Genomic DNA, 23,003 nt, shown 5'->3' on the forward strand with positions numbered 1-23,003 from the left:
GCTTTCCCCCAATGTTCCCGATCAATTAAAGCTTTTAGACTGAGCCAGACGAACCTTTTGTGCTGACTTTGCTGGATTTAGTACGAAATACACCACGAATGTCACCAAGATACCGACAATCCATGAAATATCGACATCTGGAATCACATTTGCCCAAGGACCTGTAAAGAATGAATTGGTCAAAAATGGGACTTGAACTAAAATCCCGATGAAATAGGTTCCTAATGCTTTACCATTGAACTTGCCATAGATACCGCCATCATGAGCAAAGATTGAATCAATGTCATAGGACTGTTTATTGATGAGATAAAAGTCCATGAGATTGATGACTGCCCAAGGCACCATAATGAACAGCAACGCGAAAATGAAATTCAGGAAGTAAGAGACGAAACCGCTCGATGCCCACAATGCAATGCCTGTTGCACAAATCAACACCAGCACTGAAATCACCACACGGGTCATGGCACTTGGCATCCAGCGCCCTGCAAAAGTTTGAAATGCAGTAATGAAGGATAATGATGCACCGTACAGATTTAGCGCGTTATGCCCAATGATGTTGCATAGAAATAGAATCATCAGCACTGAACCAAAACCACCTGTCACGCTTTTTACGGCAAGCATCGCATCATCGACCTGCATAATGCTGACGGCGAGCATACCAAAACAGAATGCAAAGACTGTCCCAAGTGCTGCGCCCAAATAGGTGGTTAAAAACGGTTTGAAAATCCCGATTTCTTTCGGTAAATAACGCGAATAGTCTGAGGTATACGGTGAGAAACTGATTTGCCAAATGGCACAGACACAGAACATTGCAAACCAGCCTTTTAGGTTAAATGAACCACGCGCCAACAATTCAGCGTTGATATGTGGAATCATCAACCCAAAGCCAAGCATGAGCGCCCCACCCATAATCCACGTACCGATTTTGTTGAACTTGTGAATAAAGTGATAACCCACAATCCCAATTAGAGTCGCAGTAACTGCACCAATCATAGTCGCTGTCGGAACAGGAATACTCGGTACAACTGTATGCAGGGTTTTCCCTGACAAAATGATGTTTGAAACAAAGAAACCGAGATAAATCAGCGTGGTAAAAATCACCACCAGCAATGCACCATAACGTCCAAACTGGGCACGGCTTTGAATCATTTGAGGAATACCCACCTGTGGACCTTGTGCAGAGGTTAAGGCAAGCACAGAAGCACCAAAAAAATGTCCGAGAACAATCGCGGTGAACGCACCAAGGATATTTAAATGGAAGGTTTGCACAGCCATCGCACCTGTAATGACAGCTAATGGTGCAATATTGGTACAGAACCATAGGGTGAACAGATCGCGAACTTTACCGTTTCGCTGTGACGCATCGACGTAGTCAATGCTATTGCTTTCTATGGCAAAAGATTTAGTTGGTGTTGCATTTTGACTCATATCCATGATCTCTCTTCAAGATAATTGACCGACTTGACACATCCTTGCATTCATGCAGGGAATTTTTTATTCCCAAAGATTAAGCAATTTTTAGACCAATTATTAATCAAAAATAAAAATTACTTGAGTGTCGAGCAGAGACAATTTCATTCCTTTTCTGGGTCGAAAATGTATGGATTTCAGTCGATGAGGATTTATTATTATTTTGTTTTTAAAAGCAAAATAATTTTAAGCCATCTTTCTTTGATTAAGATAGCGAAAAGAAAATCCTTTTTCTTTACTGACATCCATGCTGTTTAAATTACTTGAATTTTCAAATAATTTATTAATTTAACTAAACATTGCTAACGCATCACAAATGGGTCAGCAATTGGCTCATCTGACGTTCTGAGCCAAACGGTTTTGGTGGTGGTGTAGTCATAGACCGCACTTAAACCACCTTCACGCCCATGCCCTGACAAGCCGTATCCACCAAATGGAGCAAGTGGGGAGACTGCCCGATAGGTGTTGAGCCAGACAATGCCTGAACGAATCGCTTTGGTCATTCGATGTGCGCGAGTCAGGTTGGTGGTAAACACCCCTGCCGCCAAACCATAAGGGGTGCTGTTGGCTTTTTGAATGGCTTCTTGCTCCGAGCTAAAGCTATCTACAGACAGGACTGGACCAAACAGCTCCGTGGTCAAACTTGCAGCATCGGCAACAAAACTACAATCCAGAATCGTAGGTGGATAGTAATAGCCTGCGCCCTCACAGACCTGACCACCTGTCACCAATGTTGCGCCTTGTGCAACTGACTGATCGACCACTTGCTGGATTTTGTCACGTTGCTTGAGCGTGCACAGTGGTCCATATTCGGTCTGCATTTCATTGGGCAAACCAATCTTGATGCTTTGCACCCGTGTTGCAAGACGTTGGACAAACTCATCTTTAATGCTGGCATCAATCAACAAACGTGAACCCGCGACACAACTTTGCCCTGTGGCAGCAAAAATTGCTGCGACCTGTGCATTGACCGCACTGTCCAAATCCGCATCGGCAAAGACAATAAACGGTGATTTCCCACCCAGTTCCAAAGACACTTTGGCAAGGTTTTGTGCTGTGTTACTGACAATATGCTTGGCTGTTTCTGGACCGCCTGTAAATGCCACATGCGCAACCAGTGGATGCCCACTGAGGACAGCACCACACTCTGCACCAAAACCTGTAATGACATTGACCACACCTTGCGGGAACCCTGCCTGATCAATCAGTTTGGCAAATTCGAGTAACGGTGCAGGTGCCTCTTCCGAAGCTTTTAAAACCACGGTACAACCTGCGGCAAGTGCAGGCCCAAGTTTGACTGCGGACAAAAACAGTTGGCTGTTCCACGGTACAATTGCCGCAATCACACCCACAGGTTCGCGAATCAACCATGTTTGCATGTCAGGCTTATCGACTGGAATATAACTACCTTCAAGCTTATCCGCCAAACCTGCATAATAGCGATAGTATTCAGCCACATAAGCGATCTGACTGGAGGTTTCACGGATAATTTTCCCAGTATCGGTGGTTTCCAGCTCTGCCAGTTTCGGAGCCGCTTGCTCCAGTAAATCTGCCAGCTTATACAGTAACTTGCCACGCTGTGATGCGGTTAGCCCTGCCCAACGGGCATCACTAAAGGCACGGTGTGCGGCTTTGACTGCCCGATTGACCTGTTCACGGCGTGCTTCAGGCATTTTTGCCCAAGCTTGTCCTGTTGCAGGGTTGATACTGTAAAATTCGGCAGCACCATCCTCAAATTGACCATCAATATACAGCTGAAATTTTTGCATTACGAACATCCATTTGTGCTTCTTCAAACGCTGGCATCACTTCATTGATCATGCGTTCAAGCGAAGCTTTCTTACGTTCAAAACTCATGCCTGTATCAATCCAGAAGGAATATTCGTCATAACCCATGGCTTCATAGGCTTTCAGACGTTCAATGACTTCATCTGCCTGCCCAATCACATTGTTTTGACGCATGGCTTCTGGGGTATAAAATGGATGTGCTGCAATTTCCTCAGCACTGAGTGGTGCAATCAGACCTTGCTGAATTTCACGTTCATTTTTGAACCATGCGCCAAAGTAGTTGTAGAAGGTATTGACTTCATCGGCTGCCAATTCGGCATCGGCTTCACTGTCTGCCACATAGGTATGGCGCAGTAACATGATTTGTGGGCGGCGTGTTTGTGGGTATTTTTGACATGCAGCTTTAAAGTGCCCCATGAGTTTTTCCACTTCTTCATCACCCAAATGCAGTGGTGTGACTTGCACATTGCAGCCATTTTGTACTGCAAATTCATGGCTGTTTGGATCACGCGCAGCCACCCAGATTGGCGGATGTGGCTGTTGTAAGGGTTGTGGTGCAGACGTGGTTTTCGGGAACTGCCAAAACTCACCACTATGTTCGTAATCGCCTTTCCACAATGCTTTCACTGCTGGAATCATTTCACGTAAACGCTGCCCTGCACCCCATGCATCCATACCTGGCACCATACGTTCATATTCAAAAGAATACGCACCACGGGCAATCCCGATATCCAGACGACCATTGGTCATAATATCGGTCATGGCTGCTTCACCTGCCAGTTTGATCGGATGCCAGAACGGCGCAACCACTGTCCCTGTACCTAAACGTACATGTTTGGTTTTATTGGCCAAGTCCACCAAGTTTAAAAATGGATTTGGTGCGATGGTAAAATTCATGGCATGGTGTTCACCCGTCCAGATCGCCGACATTCCACCACGATCGGCAATTTGACATAGCTCAACCATTTCTTCGTAAAGCTGTTTTTGTGTCTGCTGGTCGGACACTCGTTCCATATGAATAAATAATGAAAACCGCATGACTTAAACTCCATCTTTCTGCATTTGTCGAACTGTTCCTGTGCATTCGTTGCCGTAATACACCCCATATGACCCCAATTGGTTTTCTTTACGGTAGCGCTCAAGCATGCTTTTTAAAGCAGGATTGGCAAACTGCAATTGGTCGATGTCTTGTAATGCAACAAAAGTGCCTTGCAGTGCCTCGCTACTTGGCGCATTGCACAAGAACGAAATATATTGATGTTGATTCACCACATCTTCATACACCGAGTAGATAAAATTTGCCGATGCTTCTGGCTGGTACTGGGCAAAGACTTGCACCAATGCTTTATCTGCTCCTTCTTTCCCTACCACTACGGTTGGAATCGTCCATGTTTTTTCTGCTGTTTGTGTCAGCAAAATTTTATTTTCATGTGCAATCAAGGCACTAATTAAAACTGAAGGCCCTGAAATTACCTCGGTTGGCAATTTGGCAGGTGTGAAATATGCACCGCGGTAATACCCTAATCCTGCATAACCTGTAGAACCGAAATCTTCGATTTTGCCAATAAGAATGGCATGATCGCCTGCATCCACCACCTGATGTACCGTACAGTCAAACCATGCACTGACTTCATCTAAAATCGGTGACTGGTTGGCACTCATGCGCCAAACAATGCTGGCAAAACGGTCTTGAGATGGACGGGCAAAGGTATTGGATACATCTTTTTGCGACTCAGCCAGAATATTGACTGCAAAATGCTTCGTTTCAGCAAAGGCCGCATAGTTACTTGAAGTTTTCGCGATACTCACCAGCAGCAACGCTGGATCTAATGAAACCGATGAAAAGGAATTTGCCGTAAAGCCCAGTGGTGATCCATCTTCCGTGCTGGTGGTCACAATGGTTACGCCCGTCATGAACGAACCAAAGGTATCTCGTAATTCCCTGATTTTTGTATTTCCCATTTCACTCATGTCTATTCTCCTTTTTCATCAGTTCAGGCTAGGCTGGCGTATGTAACCAGTTCTGCATGGCCTGATTGACTAAATTCGGTGCGGTCAAATTGACCATGTGTCGTTCATCTGGAATCACTACAGCTTGACCTTTTTCCGCTTGCTCTGCCATACGGTAGGTCATTTCAGCCGTAGAATTTAAATCTTGTTCACCTGTCAGTACCAATGCTGGACAATGAATCGATGACCAACGATCAGCATAAATATCATCGCCATGTGCAAACGCGGTATACGCTGTGGCATAACCTTGCAGGTTCACCTCGGAGAGCCACATTTTAACTTTTGCACAAGCAAACTGATCTGTTTCAGTATTGCTAAACCAACGCTGCAATGGGGTTTGAATATCAATCACGCCTTGACGCAATTCAGCAGCCCGCGCTTGTACCGCTTGCTTGGCTTCAGGAGTCCGTTTATACACTCCATTTAAAACTGCAATACGTTTCACAAGCTGCGGTGCACTCGCAGCAACCCCTGCGGTAATCAGCGAGCCCATAGAGTGGCCTGCCAGATTCACCGCACCAAGCCCTAAAGCCTGAATCACATCAATTGTCCAATCCACAAAATCTTGTAGACTCGCCTGCTCAGGCAAACATGAACTTTGCCCATGCCCTGGCATATCTAAAGCAATCACATGATAATGCTTGGAAAAATATTCAATTTGTGGATACCAAGCACTGGCTTGCATACCCACACCATGAATCAGAATCAGGGGTTCACCCTGACCTGCTTCTAAATAATGCACGCGTTGATTAGACAGCTGCAGGGTTTTTGAGATCATGTCCTAACTCTTCTAAATCTTTATAACGATCACCAATACGGTGATGCGGGCGTCCTGCGGTTGCAGCACCAATCACAATCACCAGCTCATCTGAAGCAGGTGCATCGGGAATGGCAAACTGTAAGGTCAAATAATGTGAACGACGTCCTTCGTCATTTTTATCCATCATTGGAACTAAAATTGGTGCATTGGCTGGCCCACGAGTGTTGTTAAATGCCAAATATGATTTTGCGCCGACTGCACCACGGTAATGGTTACCAAAATGTAAGGTGTGAATTAAAGCTGATGCGTGTTCAAGCTCACCATCCAAACCAACAACTGCACCTTTACCAAAAGCCTCAACCGCTTCACCTGAACCGACATAGTCAATAATCATTTGAGTGAGATGCTTACCAAGTTCAGGTGCAATACGGCGAATTTCAGGGGTTAAATTTTCCACATAACCTTGCCCTGCCCACGGGTTTTTAATCACGGCTGCGGCAGCAACCATAGTGAGTGGTTTTGCAGCTTCCTTTGCACCATCGACATAAATGGTTTCCACATGTAATACGGTTTTTCGAATCAGACTCACGGCATTTACTCCTGTTGTTTACTCGAATATAAAACACAATATTATGGTATACAATAGTACAGACTACTCATGTGCCAATTTTTTTGCTAAAATGGTCTACCATAAATGTAACTAAAAATTACTCCATCAATGGATGAAGAGGGTCTTTGCCTTGAACTTAAAAATTGAACAACCCCCAATTACCCTGCGTGAAATGGCATTGGCAAATCTGCGTAATGCCATCATTACAGGGTATTTTCCTGCGGGAAAACGCTTGGTTGAGCGTGTGCTGTGTGAAGAATTAGGTGTCAGTCGTACGGTCGTCCGTGAAGCGATTCGCTACCTAGAAGCTGAAGGTCTGGTGGAAATCATTCCGAACAAAGGGCCGATTGTTTCGAGCCTAGACTGGGAGGTGGCTAAACAGATTTATGAAATCCGTTTATTGCTTGAACAAAGTGCGGTTGCAGACTGTACTAAAAAACTCACCCCTGAGAGCAGCGCGGTTTTACAAAAACTGTTACAACAACTGCACAGCGCTTCAGATGAAAACAAAATTCAGGAGGTTTTATCGATTTCAAGCCAGTTGTATCAGCAAATCTTTTTTATTGCCGAACACTATATTGCTTGGGAAGTGGTCGAGCGCTTGAATGGACGTATTAGCCGCTTACGCGCGATGACCATTAAATCTCCACATCGTGAAGTATCGGGCTATGAACGCATCCGCCGAATTTGTGACGCGATTTTGGTTGACCACGATCCGAACAAAGCCAAACAAGCCGTAGCAGAACACATTGCCGATGCGGCTGCAATCGCACAAGAAATTTTGAGTGCTACCGAATCCAACTAGGAGAACATCATGGCCGCTTACTGGATTGCACATGTTACGATTCACGATTTAGAACAATATCAGCAGTATATGCAACTTGCCCCTGCTGCATTTCAAAAGTATGGCGCAAAATTTCTGGCACGTGGCGGCGAAGCTGTTTGCCCTGAAGGTCAAGCCTATGAGCGCCATGTGGTGATTGAGTTTACAGATTTGGCGACTGCTCAAGCCTGTTATGATTCGGAAGAATATCGAAAAGCACGTGCAGCACGCGCAGATTGTGCCGATGTCATGATTAGTATTGTCGCTGGATAAGTTTAAAGCACGATCAGATCATCTTGAGATCAAATACAGTATTCTTCAAAGAAACAAAAACGACAGCAAAGACCAGTTCTTGCTGTCGTTTTTTATATGAGGCATTAGCACAGTACTTCGACTTTATGGAACTGCTTTAACTGAAGTAAAGCAATAAATGGATTTTCAGATTGGCACAACTGATTCAAATGCTCGTGAAACTGGTTTGATAATGCAGCATTACACTGAATCACCCAACCTTTTACCGAAGCCGTATCATTATTTTGCATATATAGCTCACAGGTACGTGGATCGGTCAGGCGAATATTTGTTATTTTAAACATGCTCTGTTCAGTCATGGCGTGTTCTCCTTTGCCGGTTGTATGATTTAAAATGCAAGGGATATGCCAAAACTCTAACTAATTATTTTATCTCACTTTATATTTAATAAATTCAAAATATTCCTTATAAGAATATTTTTTGCATTATTATTGCGCATTTTATGCACAACATAAACCCAATCGGCTCCATCAGATGAGCATCCTTGCTATATGAATAGAGTCCTTTATTTTTGAGTTAACTTATAAGCAAACATACCGAGCAACATCGGAACAATAAAATACAATGCTTCCCAATGCCCAACACCCAGTAAGGTTAAGCCTGGCGCAGGACAAATACCTGACAAGCCCCAACCAATACCAAATAAAATTGAACCCATAATTAAACGTGAGTCAATCAGTTTACTTTTTGGTAAATCAATCGGTTCATGAAAAAAGGTTTGTGGATGTTCTTGCTTCATGGCACGTTGAAACGGATAGAACGACACCAAAACCGCCCCCCCCATCACAAACATCAGGCGTGGACTCCAGTCGCCAAACACATCAAAAAATGACTGAACAACCGCAGGGTTTGACATACCCGACAATATAAGGCCCAGTGCAAATACACCACCACAAATAAATGCAATTAGATTTTTCATGTTAGCCACCCAAAACATAACGTGTCACTAAGACAGTTAAAAATGCACAAGCCATAAAACAACCTACTGCAACAAATGAACGCGATGACAAACGGCTCAAACCACAGATCCCATGTCCACTGGTACAACCAGAACCTAAACGTGTTCCTACACCGACCAGTAAACCACTCACGATGAGTACCCAAGGCGATGCTTTAATCTGCACAGGTAAATCCATAAACTGATGGTAAACAAATGGCATACCCACCAAGCCCAATAAAAACCAGAATGCGGGTGTACTGAACCAGTTTTTAGGGGTAAGCATCTGTGCAATCAGTCCACTGACACCTGCAATGCGCCCAGTACTATACAAATAGGTAATCGTTGCGATCCCGAGTAATATTCCACCCACAAAGGCCAAAGCATATTCATGCATGATGTGAGACTCCTCTTATAAGGCAAAAATAGCTTTAAGTGATTTAATGAACATCAATGATGCAACCAGTATGACGGTAATTGCAAAAATGCGCTGCACATAATGCGTTGAAATCCGAGTGACAACCTGCCGACCAAGCAATAAACCAAGTATGCAAGCACCAGCAAATTCGAAAGTCACAGCAGCCGGATAAACAAAACCCTCCATCATATGCAAACCAATGCTCAAACCACCCACCAAGAAAATAATCATCAGAGAGGTAGCCACAATGCTATGCAAATCGAGGTTCGTGGTTTTCTTCAATGCAGGGACAATCACAAAACCACCACCAACACCAAGCAATCCTGTCAAAAAACCCGCCAGAATTCCGATACCCCCTAAAATCAGTGCAGTTGGAATATCCCACTGAAATTTTCCAGTCTGAGGATTAATCCGACAAGGTGGATTATGCAGAAAATCTTCATGCGGATGGCTAAATAACCGGTACGCAACCACAAACATCACCAAGGCGAATAACAGCGTGAGCCACATCGGTGAAGTGTGCACACTGGCCCAAATTCCAAAATGTGAAGCCGGAATCCCGATCAAGGCAATCCAAAGCGCCGCACGGTAACGGACAATCTTTTTAAATAAACCTTGCAAAGTTCCAATAAATGCCGAAAAGGTCACAGCCAGCAACCCAACGGGTGCAGCTTGTGCAACTGTCCACCCCTGAGATGCCATAAGTGCAGGTACAGCCAAAATGCCACCACCTGCCCCAGTCAGCCCCAATAGACCACCAATGGCAAGGCCTTCAACAACCAGTATCCACATGACGATTTTCTCTCATGATGCCTATTTAGTTAGGCTGCATTACGTTTTGGCTTCACCAGCCATTCACGTCCTTTGAGCATTCCTTTCCAGTAAATTTCTGGCAGCATGCGTGCTTTTAAGAACCACGCCAGCTTGGTCGGTTTTTCACCATCACACAGCCAACGTGGAAATGAAGGCAGCAATTTCCCGCCATAACCAAACTCGGCAAGCACAATTTTTCCACGTTCAACCGTTAGTGGGCATGAACCATAGCCATCATAGTGACAGAAATCATTGCGTCCGTTCAGATGGATCAAGACATTTACCGCTACAATCGGTGCTTGTTTACGTGCGGCAGCAGCCGTTTTGGCATTACTGGCATTGATCACATCACCCAAACCAAATACATTGGCATAACGTGGATGTTGCAATGTTTCAGGATTCACCTCAAACCATCCTGCTGCATCAGCAAAAGTACTTTGGCGAATGAAATCAGGCGCATGTTGTGGTGGAACCACATGCAACATATCGAACTGGGTTGAAACCTGCTTGGTCTCCCCATCTTTTTTAACTTCAAACCATGCAGTTTTGCTTGCACCATCCACTTTAACCAACTTGTGCTCAAAGTTAAGATGCGCTTTATAACGTTGCATATACTCCATCAATGCTGGCACATACTCTTTCACGCCAAATAAAACCGCACCTGCATTGTAGAAACTGACCTCAATATTATTCAGCACATTGTTTTTCAGCCAATAATCTGATGACAAGTACAAGGCTTTTTGTGGTGCTCCTGCACACTTAATCGGCATTGGTGGCTGAGTAAATACAGCTTTACCGTGCTTCAACTGTTGTACCAGTTGCCATGTATACGGAGCCAAATCCAGACGGTAATTGGAGGTTACGCCATTTTTTCCAAGGGTTTCGCTGAGCCCCTCAATGGCATCCCAATTCAATACCAATCCTGGACAAACAATCAGTGATTTATATTCAACCTGCTGACCATCTTTTAGCGTTAACTGATTATGGTCGGGGTCAAAACTACTCACAGCTTGCTGAATCCAGTTCGCACCGACAGGAATCACATCTGCCATAGAGCGACCTGTTGATTCGACCTTAAAAATGCCACCACCGACCATTGTCCAACCTGGCTGGTAATAATGCATATCCGCAGGGTCAATAATCGCCAAATCCAGATAAGGTGAACGTGCCAGTAAACTTGATGCTGCGGCAATCCCTGCCGACCCCCCACCGACGATCACAACTTCATGCTTAAGAATGTGCGCGGCATTAGATTGTTGTAGTGGTTTCATGGGCATTTTCCTTCTTACTTTTTCGCGTTGACATTTACTGTTGTTCCACAAGCCTTATTGGCTGGGAGCGCAATATCAATTTTTGCTGGATACGGCAAATCCAAATTTTTCATGAGTTCAATGAAACCTTCGCGGGTTTGATTGTTGCCCAAACGTGCATTGGATTCACGTTCATGACCAATCGTCGATTGAGTACGACCTTTATAGTCATGCCCAGGGTAAACAATAGTTTCAGCAGGCAAAGTAAACAATTGATTATGAATGCTGTCATATAAAGTCCCAGAATTACCTTCTTGGAAGTCTGTCCGACCACAACCATCAATCAACAGTGCATCACCCGTAAACACCATGTTATCAATCACATAACTGGTACATGCATTGGTATGTCCAGGTGTATAACGGGCTTCAACTTCAATTTCTCCGATACGCAATAGACAACCATCGGTCACTAAAATATCACCGCATGACACACCTGAATTACGATGCAAAACTGCTTTAGAACCAGCACGTTCTTTTAAAAGTTTTGCACCTGTGACATGGTCTGCATGAACGTGAGTATCTAAGCTGTACACAAGGCTCAAATCATGCTGCTCAAGCAAGTCCATGTAGACATCAATTTCTGATGCAACAGGGTCAATTAAAATGGCTTGCTTGGTGTGTTCACATGCCAACAAGTAGGTATAGGTAGAACTTTCTGGTTCGAATAATTGCTTAAAAAACATAGTTATGTCCTATTTCGTTGTGCTTATACTGAATAACGCAAATTTGATGCCAACTTTTATAAAAAATAATTATATTATTATTCAGTATCTTACATAAAATTATACTTTAGCCAAAAATTATTGATGTTGCATTTGAAATTTATTACCATCTATTTGAAACATTATTTGAAACATTAGAACTTATGAATCGTTTGCTTTTTGATACTTTGGCATCTGCTCAAACCTATTTTCAACAACTCCAAGGTGTATTTCAGCATGCCAGCATTTTTGTGTTGGATGAACATCAACAGGCGATTTGGCAAAGCACCCATACACCTAATGTACACCAACAAGCCCAGTTAGAATATGTGCTTGCACATCCAAATGAAGAAGCACATTCGGAAATTTATCTAGATCAACTCAATAGTTTTTATCTGAAACACCGAGTTGAAATTGCGACACAAAACTGTGAACTCCATTTATTTCAACCTTGCCCAACAGTTCACACACTTGAAACCACAACACAATTAAAACCGACTCAGGCAGAGCTTGAACTCGCTGAGCGATTTAACAGTCAAACACCACAAATGTTTGCGATGTTCTCGATTATTCAACGCGTGGCATCTACCCAGTTTCCTGTGCTGGTTCGTGGTGAATCTGGGAGTGGGAAAGAGTTAGTTGCGCAAGCGATTCATGACTATAGCGAACGCCGAAACCGCCCATTTATTGCCGTAAACTGTGCCAGCTTAAATGCCAATATTTTAGAAAGTGAACTTTTTGGACATGTCAAAGGCGCATTTACTGGAGCAATCCGCGACCATAAAGGGGTTTTTGAACGCGCTGCGGGCGGAACATTGTTTTTAGATGAAGTGGCAGAAATTCCACTGGAGTTACAAGCCAAGTTACTCCGTGTACTGGAAACAGGTGAATACACACAGTTGGGTGGTGAAAAAACCTTAAAAAGTGATGTCCGAATTATTGCAGCAACGCATCGTGCCTTACGTGAAGAAGCGCGTTTGGGACGTTTCCGTCAAGATTTGCTGTACCGCTTACGCGTGATTCCAATTTTTGTACCTCCACTTCGTGAACGTAAAACCGATATTCCACTGATTATTAAAAAAATCTTGCAAGATAACAGTCTACTTCAAGGACAATCTGCTCCTGTGCTAACACATCGAGCAATGCAAGTGATGTTGCAATACGACTGGCCAGGGAATATTCGTGAACTGAAAAACACCTTGCTCTATGCCCTGACCATGTCTCAAGGTCGAAATTATATTGATGTTAATGATTTGCCCTATGAAATCTCAAATATTGAACATGGTGATGCACTGATCAGCGATGCTCTTTCAAGCAAAAATATCACCAAAGAATTATTGGCTCATTTGCTTGAGCAATATAGCAAGGACTTACAAAAAGTTGCAGATGAATTAAATATCAGCCGTACTACGTTGTGGCGTTATCGAAAGAAATGGAATATTTAAAAAATAGAGCAGTAATAGGCTTCTTTCATAAGTCCTTTTTGTTTCTCAAAGAGAATGAAAGGAAAAATGCTTTAATCAGTATGAATGCTGCATGATTTATGCTTTAATACGCGCAGTATGAGATGAGCCTTATATGAGTATAGAAATATCTATACGACTAGCCCTGCGAAAGCAGGGCTTTTTATTGCCTGTCTTTCAAATTCTATACTCTGAAGAAAAATATCGGCATTTAATTTGGCTCAATGTCATAAACCCAATTTCGAGCCTGCTGATCGGTCATCGTTTCACAGACGTAGTAATCATGATCCCATGAGTCTTGATGGAATATTTCCATTTTTCGATAAGTAACTGGTTTGTCATTTTCGAGACAAACAAAGCTGTCACCTTGGTCTTTTACAGCAGAACCGTTAAGGAAACCACCGATGCAGAGGAATCGGGATTGTTTGGGCATTTGTATAGTTCAACTTTTTAAATCATTCTTCAATGTGGGGATTAAACAATTGATTGAAAACACTGTAAAGATTATTTAAAAACCCAATTAACTCTAAGTCTTATAATGCAGATCACACACTCAAAATAATCAGCAACTTTTTAGCTATATTAGTTTTTAAAAGTTTGGTATCCATATAGGCATAGGATTTACTTGTTTCTGCATTATAAATTACGCGCACACGTGGAATTTCCTCATATTCGATCTTTCTAAGCTCAGGAATGACATCCCTTAGAGTTCCCCAATATTCAACATGTGTATAAGAACTATCAATCAGACCAAGTGGGTCTTGGTCTGATTGATTAGAGTCATGGGCTATACCGATGACTTGATTTTGGTAACACTAGAAGATACCTATTTTCATGATTTTAAAACTTCAGTAATGATGTCTAAACAATGCGGCTCAAGCATCGAGTAAAAACCTTTTAAATAATTTGGATGATAAGTTCTCAAACCAACAATTTCACCTTCAACATTCTTAACCAAGACTAATTCTTTAGAGCTAAATTTTAGATGTTTTTCAATTGTAAGGTTTGGAAACTTATTTAAAATTTCCTTATCTCTGTAAGGACCTGTGAAAAAAATCAAAAAATTAGGTCTAAGTAACTCGACTTCCTGAGGAATTACATTAAATTTTTCAAATTCAATTTCTCTGACTCTTGAATTAACACCAACCTTTTCACCATGACGACCAATTTTATTAATATTATTCCATATTAAATCTACAGATAGATTTCTCTTTTTTAAGCCTCTTCTTAAATTAATAATTCCAGAACGAAATGAGCTACGAGAGATCATTTTCTGAGTTTTCTGATCACGATATTTCATGTTGTTCTCAATGAAATACCGTTGATATCCATTCATAATTTTTTCAATTGATGGTAATTCATTATCAATCTTATTTTGCCACCCTCTTGTCTCTTGCCCAAAAAACATGATTCTTTTGTTTTCAGATTTAAAGTAGTCATCTGGAAATTTTAATAATAATGGTGCTGTATATTCATTCGCATGCTCAAAAGCATACAAATCTTTTAATAGATTATCCCAAACTGCTTCATAGATAGATTTTAATTCATTATTGATATTCATATAAAAAATAAGGGCTGATTACTCAGCCCTTATCTTCACTCAATTAAATCTATTTTTCAATAAATTAGGTTAACTGAGCAGCAGCAATTTTCTTAGTATCTACAGAACCTGCAGCATTTGTATAGTCTTCGATTTTGTCGAAGCTTAAATACTTGTAGATGTCAGCAGACATGCTGTCGATTTGATCAGCATATTCTTGGTATTCAGCAGGCGTTGGTAATTTACCAAGTACCGCAGCAACAGAAGCAAGCTCAGCAGAAGCAAGGTAAACGTTCGCACCTTGACCCAAACGGTTCGGGAAGTTACGAGTAGACGTAGACACAACAGTTGTGTTTGGCGCTACACGTGCTTGGTTACCCATGCAAAGTGAACAACCTGGCATTTCTGTACGTGCACCAGCTTTACCATAAGTGTTATAGAAGCCTTCTTCCATCAATTGATGCTCGTCCATACGAGTTGGTGGAGCCAACCATAAACGAGTAGACAATGAACCGCTTGGTACTTTATCAAGTAATTTACCCGCTGCACGGAAGTGACCAATGTTCGTCATACAAGAACCGATGAATACTTCATCAATTTTTGCACCTTGAACGTCAGAAAGAAGTTTTGCATCATCTGGATCGTTCGGGCAGCAAAGTACTGGTTCAGTAATTGTAGCAAGGTCGATTTCGTACACTTTCGTGTATTCAGCATCAGCATCAGCTTTAAGAAGTGATGGATTAGCCAACCATTTCTCCATGTTCTCAACACGGCGCGCCATCGTACGAGCATCGCCATAGCCTTGTGAAATCATCCACTTAAGCATCGTGATGTTAGAACGTAGGTATTCAGCAACTTTCTCTTCAGAAAGCGTAATCGCACAACCCGCAGCAGAACGTTCAGCAGAAGCATCAGAAAGTTCGAATGCTTGCTCAACAGTCAAGTCAGTTTCCATTTCTGTTAAGTCGATTTCTAAGATACGACCAGAGAAGATGTTTTTCTTACCTTTCTTCTCTACAGTTAAGTCGCCTTCTTGGATCGCAACATAAGGAATTGCATGCACAAGGTCACGTAAAGTGATACCAGGTTGCATTTTACCTTTAAACTTCACAAGAACTGACTCTGGCATGTCAAGTGGCATAACGCCAGTTGCAGCAGCAAACGCCACTAGACCAGAACCCGCTGGGAATGAAATACCAATTGGGAAACGAGTATGTGAGTCACCACCAGTACCAACAGTATCTGGAAGAAGCATACGGTTTAACCAAGAGTGGATAATACCGTCACCTGGACGTAAAGAAACACCACCACGGTTCATGATGAAGTCAGGAAGCGTGTGTTGCATTTGTACGTCAACTGGCTTTGGATATGCCGCAGTGTGACAGAAAGACTGCATGACTAAGTCAGCAGAGAAGCCCAAGCAAGCCAAGTCTTTTAACTCGTCACGAGTCATAGGACCAGTGGTGTCTTGAGAACCTACAGTTGTCATTTTAGGTTCACAGTAAGTACCCGGAATTACACCTTGACCTTCTGGAAGACCACAAGCACGACCAACCATCTTCTGAGCTAAAGTGAAACCTTTGCCAGTTGCAGCAGGTTGTACTGGAGTACGGAACAATGTAGATGGAGCAAGACCTAAAGCTTCACGCGCTTTAGCAGTCAAACCACGACCAACGATCAAGTTAATACGACCGCCAGCACGTACTTCGTCTAGAAGAACTGGAGTTTTAAGTTCAGATTCAGCAATTTGTTCGCCGTTTTTGAACGCAGTTACTTTAGCTGCAGCGTGGTCGATCTTAAGAACGATTTCGTCGCCCATGTTCATGTTCGCAACGTCAATCTCTACAGGTAACGCACCAGCGTCTTCCATAGTGTTGAAGAAAATCGGAGCGATTTTAGAACCTAAGCAGTAACCACCGTCTTTTTTATTCGGAATGTGCGCGATTTCGTCACCGAAGAACCAAAGCACAGAGTTAGTTGCAGATTTACGAGAAGAACCTGTACCAACAACGTCACCCACGTAAGCAACTTGGTTGCCTTTCGCGATCAATTCTTTGATTTGGCTTAATGGACCAACTTCACCTTGTTTTTCAGGGTTAATGCCATCACGTTCGTTTTTAAGCATTGCATTTGCGTGCAATGGAATGTCTGGACGGCTCCAAGCGTCTTGTGCAGGTGACAAGTCGTCTGTGTTAGTTTCGCCAGTTACTTTGAATACTGTAAGTTTGATTTCTTCAGGAACGTCTTTACGGCTAGTGAACCATTCAGCATCAGCCCAAGATTGAAGAACTGCTTGTGCATTTGCATTGCCCGCTTTCGCTTTGTCAGCAACGTCATGGAATGCATCAAATACAAGTAATGTTTTTTTCAATGCGTCAGCAGCTAAGCTTGCCAATTCAGCATCGTCTAAAAGTTCAACTAAAGGTGCAACGTTATAACCACCAAGCATAGTACCTAGTAAGTAAACCGCACGTTCTTTAGAAACTAGTGGAGAAGTCGCTTCGCCCTTTGCAAGAGCTGCCAAGAAAGCCGCTTTTACATAAGCTGCTTGGTCAACACCTGCTGGAACGCGATTTTCAAGCAAGTCAACAAGAAACGCTTCTTCACCTGCTGGCGGATTTTTTAATAATTCGACTAATGCAGCAGTTTGAGCGTCATCAAGTGGCTTCGGTGGGACTCCGAGTGCGGCACGTTCTTCAACGTGTTGGCGGTAAGCTTCTAGCACGGTGTTATTCCTCTTTTTTAAAAAATTACTTATGAATTCCAGCTTTTCCTAAAGCTTCATAAGTAATGTGGACAGCAAAATTCTACTAAACTTCCTGTAAAAAGTTAATGCAGACAGCCTATTAGTTTTTAATGGTCATTATTTTCTGACGAAATAGTACAGTCAAAAAAACCTAAACGGCAAATTTCCTGCTTAACGCTTTATCTTTCGCATGACTTCTATCATTCAATCCTTGAGAAATCATGTAAAAACATCAGGATATTGGCAGATTCCCGATATATCACCTATTCCACCTTAGTGGAAACAAATGACAGATTTAAGAAATTTTATGAATAAAATAAATTGGTTAATGAGAAAAAATATCATCAACCAATTCACTCTAGATATTTATTAGAAAAATGATGGTCAAAACCTTCACTTTTTCATTAGTTTCTTAGGCTATTTATTCTCAGCAGTTTGCTTTAAACACTCTTGATCACGGCCTTTGCTAAAGTCATCCATTGCTTTTTGACGAGCTGCCATATTCTGATAAATTGGCAGTTTATAGGCTTCTTTAATCAAAGATTCAAGGTACTCTTGCGCATGCTTATCTGGCACTTGTTGCGCATGTTTTAAAGCATCTTCTTCTTTAATGCCTTGCTGACGATCCGTCATAATATTGTTGGCAGCACTTGGAATGACTGAACAAAATTTTTGCCATGCCTCTTGGGGAGATAATTCTTTCGGCTTACTACAACCAGCCAAAGCCAATGCTGACATCGCTAACAGTAAAATTTTCTTCATTCAATCAATACTCCAAAGTTTAAAATTAAAAGCGCCAATTATAGAAAACATCCATCGCACGCTCTACCGATTGACTCGCCTCTAAATACATGCGTTTGTTCATTTGATAACGTAAAGTCAACTTGTTTACGTTTGTAAAGACACCTACACCATAACGTAAATATAGATCAGGGGTTAAATATCCAGTCACACTGACCTGAGTATCATCACCTGTACCTTCTGCGTCTAAAGCCAATCCACTTAATCCAAATGTTCGTCCAATCTGATTGGTAAAGGCACGTGTCCCTCCCAAGCCTAAACTGATACCAGCCGCTGCTAGGGTGTTGTTTACATCCGATTTAAAAGTCGTGGTCTGGTTTAAACTGGAGCTACCTTCATTGATACGCCCAGAAAGTAAGGCATTAAGTGCTTCCTGTTCGGACAGCCCCCCATCATTATACACTTGAATGTTTGGTGAAGATGCCGTACCCGAAATACGCACCCCCACTGTTGTTCCTGAAATGTTTTTGGTCGTGTCAATATCTAAAGTTGGATTGCCCACTGGCCCATTGAAACGAATAATCGCCCGATTCAAATCCAGTGTTTGTCCATAAGGTTCAATTTTTACTTTTTGGCTCACCCCAATTGCACCATTGGCATTCATGGCCGTTTCAAGACCACGCTGAGTCAGATATAAACGACCAACCAACGGAATTCGACTATTAAAGCCTTGGAAGATGACTTTATCTCCCAGTGATAAATCGACATCCGCCTGAATTTTCCAAGGCTTAGACTGTCGTAATACCTGTAATGCATCTTGCCCAGCTTTAAGTACACGCACGTCAGGAGAAACGTTAACAACATTCGCACTCGACTCTGGCATATTGATCAATGCACGCGGAATATCGACTTTACCTTTTACAGTGACACTTTTCTGGAGCGGAAGCATATCGACAGCAATATTGGTGTCAATTACAGCAGTTAATAAAGGTGCTTGGCGAATGAGGAGCTTATCCCCTGTGAAGTTAAACTGAACATGCGGTTCGCCTGTCCAATCAACTTGACCATCAATTTTACCGACACCCTTACCACTGTTAAATCCGCCTTGAATCGATGCATGATTTTGACGAATTGCAGAATAGACTTGTAAATTATGAATATTTACAGGAACAGAAACCAAACTGAGTGAACCATTTTTTAGGCGAAGATCACCCGTTAATAATGGCTTGGTCAACGTTCCATTGACTTTCCCTGCAAATGCCAAAGTACCCCCGATTGAGCGGATATCCTGTACAAATGGTTTTAGAAATTTAAGATCTACCTGATCAAAGGCGATTTCGCCCTGCATCGGGAAGTCAGACTTATATGGATCAACCACCACATTGGCATAGCCAGTACCGATATTTTCAGTCTTAACGTCTAAACGCAACAGCAAGCCTTGGGTTACACTTTTGGCAATCAGACTCAATTGCTGATAACTGGTTGTGGTTGCAGGATCATCAGGATCATCTGCTGTGACACCAATCTGCCCATTTTGAGTAATGAGCTTGGCATCAATATTGGGTCGTTTACCTTGTGCCCAAGAAGCCTTAGCATAACCATTCAACTGACCTGTCATGGCAAAACCATCAGGCATAAATGCAGAAAAATCATTTAAATTTAAGTTGCTTGCAACAAAGGAAATATTACCAGCATTCGGACTAATCTGAACTGGCTGATCAAAACACAACTGGCTCTGCTTGCTTGACCAACAATGTTGCCCAATATAAAGCTGATGTGTCGCACTATGGTAGATCACATTAGCATTTTGCTGTTGAGTCAATACCGCACGAACCGAGTCAAAAGTTCCCCGCTGAATCTGCCCTGACCAATCATTATTTGGATTAAAACCACCTGCAAGTTGTACATAAAATTTAGAATAACTATTCCAACCCTGTACTTGCAGCACATGTGCTTTACGTGTCCCTGCAATGGTCATTGCGCCATATTGAATTTGGCGGTTACCACGGCGTAAATTAGTCATTTCCGCCTTGAGCATACTCGGTACATTTTCCGAGGTTGGCAATTCACCACGTACCCTTAATTTCTGAATGCTGAGTAAGTCCTTAAAGGCAAAATTATCAACAGCGATATTGGCGGTTGCTTTAACATGCGGACGGGTTTGCATATCTAAGTAACCATATGCTTTACCACGTAATCCTGAGTAAATTGCATATAAAGCAGGTGCATTAATTTGCAGGTGTAAGTTTTGAGCATTACCTGTCGCCTGAACCTGATTACCTGCATAGGCTAAAAACAGGTTATTCGCCTCAAACTGTTGTGGTACCAAACCTTTCTGATTGCTGTTCACAACAACCGCAAGGTTGCCTTTACCACGCACAACCTGATGATTAATCATTCCTGCTAAATTCAATTGCTGAATACTGATACGTTTAAGAGCATCAGACCATAAGCCTTCAGATTTAACTACACCAGAAATTTCACCATTTAAGCCACTAATAAAGTACTGAGGTTTAAAATGGACGAGAGCAGCATTAATTTTCCACACAATACCATTTTTAAAACTGACTAGACCATCAGCCAAGATTTTACCTGCGGCTCCATCATGGCTGAGTTTTGCAATTTTGATAAAATCTGAAGTTCCAGATAAATCAAGATCTAGATTACCTGAGCTATTCGGTACGCGACTCGATTGCAATGCACCATGATAACGAACTGCATAGCCTTTTAGACCTCCACCTGATTTTTCATCATTCAGAATAACTGCAACTGTCGATGATCCTGTCAAATGAACTTTGTCCTGACCCTGATCTGCCAACTGGCCGGTTAAATCAACATTTTTGAATTCCATAATCTGTTGATTTTTATTGGCATAGCCATTGGCATTCAGCTGCCCATTGAGCAAATTCACTGGCGCAGCATCGACCACAGTTTGTGGATTAAAGTTTTTAGCTGCGACAACTGCATTCCATTTAAACTGGCGCTTATCGGTTGGTAACTGTAAAACAGCATGCCCTGTCAAACCACCTTCTGGGGTTACATATTTAAATTCAGGAATATTCAAATCCTGTTTTTTGAAATTGAGCTTTGCCTGATATTGCCCCGTTGGCAATAAGCCTTGCTCGTGTTTAGTCACCTGTGTGGAAACTAAAATATCATCCTGTCCCTGTTGCAACTTGATATCAACATGGCCAGATGGACTATTTAACCAGCCAATATAAGGCATTGAACGGTTGATATTCTGCCAGCCAAGATTAATCAACATGGGCTGAACTTTTTTGTTCTTTTCTTCAGCCTGATCAAGTTTCAAATTCCAGGTTTCATATTTATCAAACTTGACAGCTCCAGTGACATGCAAGCCTTGATCAAGCTTCCCTGTAGATGCTAACTCCCCATCCATATTGGGTGGTAAAAAGTCACGAATACTGGCTGGAACAAGTTTATCTTTCGGTTGCATGCCTTGCATACGACCTTGTGCTTGCCAGAAGACTTTATGCTGCCAGTTAACTAAACCTGTCGCATTGACATTACCTTGCATCACCTGACCATCGAACTTACTGATGTCTAATTGGTGAACATAGTCGGTAAACATCTCGACTTGATAATTACCTTCAGGAACATCTTTTCCGCGTAAATCTGTGTTGACGTGAATATTCATTCCCGATGCAGTCCCATCAACTTTCGCTACACCTGATTTTGACCAGAGTTTCTGAGCGGTCATCAGTGGCCAGTAATAATTTTTTAGATTCACCTGCCCACGCATCGGTACGTGTGGGTGTAATGGCTGAATCATCATTCGGGCAGACAATAAATCTGGTGTACGCGTTGCAGCTCCAGCTGTAATCGTATCGAGCGTCCCACCTACGTGTACGGTAATGTCATGAATATTTAAAACATGCAATGCAGGAATATTTAACTTACCTACCGCTTGTAATGGATATTTCTGCTCAAACTTCATTTGTCCAGAAGCTTGTTTGACATTCAAATATCCCATATCAAAACTTGAATCTTTAAATTTTAATTCAGTCCCTGACCATAGCGCCTTATGCAATTTAAGATCATAAAAATTCACGACTGTGGTTCTAACTCGGATCTGCAAATGATCCAAAGTTGCTGCATCGAGTCGCAAAGTAAAGGGCAACTTAATTTGATTAAATTTAAATGGCTGATTACTTGGTGGTCTTTGATCAATAATTTCAAGTGACTGAACTTCTGCATGGCTAAAATGCAATTCTTTTTCAACAATGGCTCGCCAGCCAATCACCACTTTGGCACGTTTGACTTTAATTTCAATGCCACCAATATTAATATCCATCTTACGCAGGGTTAATCCGTTTAGGAAATTACCACCTTCGTATTCATAACGAATCATTTTCTGGCTTTGTAAAACCCGATCAAGTAAAAACTGACTACCGCGATCGGTTGAGAACATTACAGCTAGCGCAACAAACATCAACAACAATATGCCTAAAAAGCTCAACACTACGGTACGCCAGATACGGCGTTTCGGTTGCAAAGCTAAAGATGGATCAGGTTGCTGTTGTTGTTCAGTCATGTGGAT

The 23,003-nt window shown here is 42.3% G+C and carries 19 protein-coding genes and 1 pseudogene; 3 read left to right on the top strand and 17 right to left on the bottom strand.

From position 1 onward, the window contains the following. Positions 1-21 precede the first annotated feature (21 nt). The 6 genes from C1A47_RS02900 to C1A47_RS02925 all read right to left on the bottom strand — a co-directional run bounded on the left by C1A47_RS02900 (position 22) and on the right by C1A47_RS02925 (position 6,617). A complete protein-coding gene (locus C1A47_RS02900; protein WP_111893059.1) occupies positions 22-1,428 on the bottom strand; it encodes a purine-cytosine permease family protein in 1,407 nt (468 codons plus the stop codon). A gap of 344 nt (positions 1,429-1,772) precedes the next feature. Further along, positions 1,773-3,239: a (Z)-2-((N-methylformamido)methylene)-5-hydroxybutyrolactone dehydrogenase gene (gene tgnC, locus C1A47_RS02905; RefSeq protein ID WP_111892264.1), complete on the bottom strand. Its 1,467-nt coding sequence runs from the start codon at positions 3,237-3,239 to the stop codon at positions 1,773-1,775. Further along, entirely contained in the window at positions 3,214-4,296 is a 1,083-nt protein-coding gene (locus C1A47_RS02910) for an LLM class flavin-dependent oxidoreductase (RefSeq protein WP_111892266.1), read from the bottom strand. The genes tgnC and C1A47_RS02910 overlap by 26 nt, the downstream gene beginning before the upstream one ends. Positions 4,297-4,299: 3 nt before the next feature. Then, positions 4,300-5,229, bottom strand: a complete 930-nt coding sequence (locus C1A47_RS02915; protein ID WP_111892268.1) for a flavin reductase — start codon at positions 5,227-5,229, stop codon at positions 4,300-4,302. 28 nt (positions 5,230-5,257) lie between these two features. Continuing rightward, positions 5,258-6,046 (bottom strand): alpha/beta fold hydrolase, encoded by a 789-nt coding sequence (locus tag C1A47_RS02920; protein WP_111892270.1) that lies wholly within the window; start codon positions 6,044-6,046, stop codon positions 5,258-5,260. Beyond that, the gene (locus C1A47_RS02925) at positions 6,018-6,617 is read right to left on the bottom strand and encodes an amino acid synthesis family protein (RefSeq protein WP_111892272.1); all 600 of its coding nucleotides are present in this window, start codon (positions 6,615-6,617) and stop codon (positions 6,018-6,020) included. The genes C1A47_RS02920 and C1A47_RS02925 overlap by 29 nt, the downstream gene beginning before the upstream one ends. Positions 6,618-6,768: 151 nt before the next feature. Between C1A47_RS02925 and C1A47_RS02930 the strand changes: the two genes are divergently transcribed. Then, a complete protein-coding gene (locus C1A47_RS02930) occupies positions 6,769-7,443 on the top strand; it encodes a GntR family transcriptional regulator (RefSeq protein WP_205669574.1) in 675 nt (224 codons plus the stop codon). A gap of 9 nt (positions 7,444-7,452) precedes the next feature. After that, entirely contained in the window at positions 7,453-7,734 is a 282-nt protein-coding gene (locus tag C1A47_RS02935) for a DUF1330 domain-containing protein (protein ID WP_111892276.1), read from the top strand. Positions 7,735-7,838: 104 nt separating this feature from the next. On the opposite strand, the gene C1A47_RS02940 is transcribed toward C1A47_RS02935, so the two are convergent. From C1A47_RS02940 to C1A47_RS02965, 6 genes and pseudogenes are all read right to left on the bottom strand, one after another. Next, positions 7,839-8,072, bottom strand: a complete 234-nt coding sequence (locus C1A47_RS02940) for a hypothetical protein (protein WP_111892278.1) — start codon at positions 8,070-8,072, stop codon at positions 7,839-7,841. 206 nt (positions 8,073-8,278) lie between these two features. Then, a complete protein-coding gene (locus tag C1A47_RS02945; protein WP_111892280.1) occupies positions 8,279-8,692 on the bottom strand; it encodes a DUF6691 family protein in 414 nt (137 codons plus the stop codon). A gap of 1 nt (position 8,693) precedes the next feature. Further along, positions 8,694-9,107: a YeeE/YedE family protein gene (locus C1A47_RS02950; RefSeq protein ID WP_111892282.1), complete on the bottom strand. Its 414-nt coding sequence runs from the start codon at positions 9,105-9,107 to the stop codon at positions 8,694-8,696. Between the two features lie 15 nt (positions 9,108-9,122). After that, on the bottom strand, positions 9,123-9,920 hold the full coding sequence (locus C1A47_RS02955) for a sulfite exporter TauE/SafE family protein (protein ID WP_111892284.1): 798 nt from the start codon (positions 9,918-9,920) through the stop codon (positions 9,123-9,125). Between the two features lie 29 nt (positions 9,921-9,949). Further along, positions 9,950-11,170 (bottom strand): annotated as a pseudogene (locus C1A47_RS02960) (FAD/NAD(P)-binding oxidoreductase); the annotation flags it as partial. A 56-nt stretch (positions 11,171-11,226) separates the two neighbouring features. Next, a complete protein-coding gene (locus C1A47_RS02965) occupies positions 11,227-11,934 on the bottom strand; it encodes an MBL fold metallo-hydrolase (protein ID WP_111892288.1) in 708 nt (235 codons plus the stop codon). Positions 11,935-12,116: 182 nt separating this feature from the next. Between C1A47_RS02965 and C1A47_RS02970 the strand changes: the two genes are divergently transcribed. Continuing rightward, a complete protein-coding gene (locus C1A47_RS02970) occupies positions 12,117-13,397 on the top strand; it encodes a sigma-54 interaction domain-containing protein (RefSeq protein ID WP_111892290.1) in 1,281 nt (426 codons plus the stop codon). A 229-nt stretch (positions 13,398-13,626) separates the two neighbouring features. Here C1A47_RS02970 and C1A47_RS02975 read toward each other — a convergent pair whose 3' ends face one another. From C1A47_RS02975 to C1A47_RS02995, 5 genes are all read right to left on the bottom strand, one after another. Then, complete coding sequence (locus C1A47_RS02975) at positions 13,627-13,848, bottom strand: hypothetical protein (protein WP_111892292.1); 222 nt, start codon at positions 13,846-13,848, stop codon at positions 13,627-13,629. A 399-nt stretch (positions 13,849-14,247) separates the two neighbouring features. Continuing rightward, the gene (locus C1A47_RS02980) at positions 14,248-14,976 is read right to left on the bottom strand and encodes a hypothetical protein (protein WP_111892294.1); all 729 of its coding nucleotides are present in this window, start codon (positions 14,974-14,976) and stop codon (positions 14,248-14,250) included. A gap of 64 nt (positions 14,977-15,040) precedes the next feature. After that, positions 15,041-17,680: a bifunctional aconitate hydratase 2/2-methylisocitrate dehydratase gene (locus C1A47_RS02985; RefSeq protein WP_111892296.1), complete on the bottom strand. Its 2,640-nt coding sequence runs from the start codon at positions 17,678-17,680 to the stop codon at positions 15,041-15,043. A 438-nt stretch (positions 17,681-18,118) separates the two neighbouring features. Further along, positions 18,119-18,463: a lipoprotein gene (locus C1A47_RS02990; RefSeq protein ID WP_111892298.1), complete on the bottom strand. Its 345-nt coding sequence runs from the start codon at positions 18,461-18,463 to the stop codon at positions 18,119-18,121. Positions 18,464-18,488: 25 nt separating this feature from the next. Then, complete coding sequence (locus tag C1A47_RS02995; RefSeq protein ID WP_111892300.1) at positions 18,489-22,997, bottom strand: translocation/assembly module TamB domain-containing protein; 4,509 nt, start codon at positions 22,995-22,997, stop codon at positions 18,489-18,491. Positions 22,998-23,003 lie beyond the last annotated feature (6 nt).

This window comes from Acinetobacter sp. MB5 (genome assembly GCF_003261585.1).
Taxonomy (GTDB): domain Bacteria; phylum Pseudomonadota; class Gammaproteobacteria; order Pseudomonadales; family Moraxellaceae; genus Acinetobacter.